Raw genomic sequence first — 1530 nt, 5'->3', positions numbered from 1 at the left:
GGCGCTGGCGCGCGCCTGCCGACGGCCCGGGGCGCTCCCCCCTACCCGACAGTCGCGGCCCGGTGATGGCCAACACGACGCCGCCGAACATCACGATGAAGCCGAGCACGGACAGGATCGGAAAAGTTCCGATCATGGCGGCCTTAAACGGGATGCCGCAGACCAACATCGCGAGACCGAGCACAAACAGCGCCGCGCCCTGCAGCCGTCGCCGTGCGGTCGGCGCCCGCAACCCCCCGCCACGAACACTGGAGGCGAATTTGGGGTCTTCGGCATAGAGAGCGCTCTCGATCTGGTCGAGCATCCGCTGCTCATGATCGGAGAGTGGCATTCGTCCCTCCTTGCCGAAAAGCTGTACGTAATACCGATAGCACGTGGCTGCCCGCTGTGTGAGCAACTAATCAGAATGATACGAGGTCAATCAGCGTCATACCACTGCTTCGCTTGCCGATTGTAACCGCCCCCGCAGGGTGATCCGCGCACCGCCGCCGGGTCCGATAATGGGATGGGAGCATGGCAATGGACGATCGAGGAGGAGACCCGCGAGTTGGCGACATTCCTCATCAACCTGCCGCCACAAGATATGCAACGGCGTCTGGGGGACGCCTTGGGTATTTACGTCGACGCAATGCGCTATCCCCGGGGCACCGAGAATCAGCGCGCCGCCATGTGGCTCGAGCACACCCGGCGACACGGCTGGCAGGCCGTGGCCGCGGTGGAAGTCGACGCCCCGGCCGGAACGACGCCGTCATCCGCCGAACTGAGCGACGCACCCCTGCTCGGCGTCGCCTACGGCTACTGTGGCGCACCCGACCAGTGGTGGCAGCAGCAAGTCGTGGCCGGGTTGCAACGTGGCGGCTTCCCCGGCCCGGAGATCGTCAGGCTTATGGCCAGCTACTTCGAGCTGACCGAATTGCATATTCATCCCCGAGCCCAGGGCCGCGGTTTGGGAGAAGCGTTGGCGCGGAGGCTGCTTGCCGACCGCGGCGAGGCCAACGTGCTGCTGTCCACCCCGGAAATCAATGGCGAAGCCAATCGCGCCTGGCGGCTGTACCGTCGGCTGGGGTTTATCGACATCATTCGCGGCTACCACTTCACCGGCGACCCACGAGCGTTTGCCATCCTTGGGCGCAAGCTCCCGCTGTAGCCGCACACCGCCGCGACCTGGTCTGGCACGATGACCTGGTGCGTGCCAGCGGTAGCCAGCTCTTCGCCCGGGGGTTCACTGCGCGTCGTCGTCGACGCCTGGCGGCCTTGACGATGCTGTTCCTGGTGATACCGGTGCTCGCCGGATGCGTGCGGATCAAGGCGTCGATCACCATCTCCCCCGACGACCTGGTGTCCGGGGAGATCATCGCGGCGGCCAAACCACGCAACGACAAAGACGCCGGCCCGCAACTGGATCCCAATCTGCCGTTCAGCCAGAAAGTGGCGATCTCAAAGTACGACCGGGACGGCTACGTGGGTTCACAGGCGGTGTTCTCCGACTTGACCTTCTCTGAGCTGCCGGAGCTGGCGAATATGAACTCC

Annotated in this window: 3 protein-coding genes; 2 read left to right on the top strand and 1 reads right to left on the bottom strand. The window is 64.8% G+C overall.

Translation table 11 applies throughout. The features are described 5' to 3' along the window. A partial coding sequence (locus WAN71_RS28920; RefSeq protein WP_422228611.1) for a DUF3040 domain-containing protein occupies nucleotides 1-331 on the bottom strand: 331 nt, incomplete at its 3' end. A gap of 216 nt (nucleotides 332-547) precedes the next feature. Between WAN71_RS28920 and WAN71_RS28915 the strand changes: the two genes are divergently transcribed. Together WAN71_RS28915 and WAN71_RS28910 are read left to right on the top strand one after the other, a co-directional pair. Beyond that, on the top strand, nucleotides 548-1147 hold the full coding sequence (locus tag WAN71_RS28915; RefSeq protein WP_422228613.1) for a GNAT family N-acetyltransferase: 600 nt from the start codon (nucleotides 548-550) through the stop codon (nucleotides 1145-1147). Between the two features lie 113 nt (nucleotides 1148-1260). Continuing rightward, nucleotides 1261-1530, top strand: a 270-nt coding sequence (locus WAN71_RS28910) for an LppM family (lipo)protein (RefSeq protein WP_422228612.1), incomplete at its 3' end; no start/stop codon positions are given.

The sequence above is a fragment of the Mycobacterium sp. genome, assembly GCF_049280035.1.
GTDB lineage: Bacteria > Actinomycetota > Actinomycetes > Mycobacteriales > Mycobacteriaceae > Mycobacterium.
Note: the sequence above shows the minus strand (reverse complement) of the source record. Positions and strands in the feature narration are given on the sequence as shown.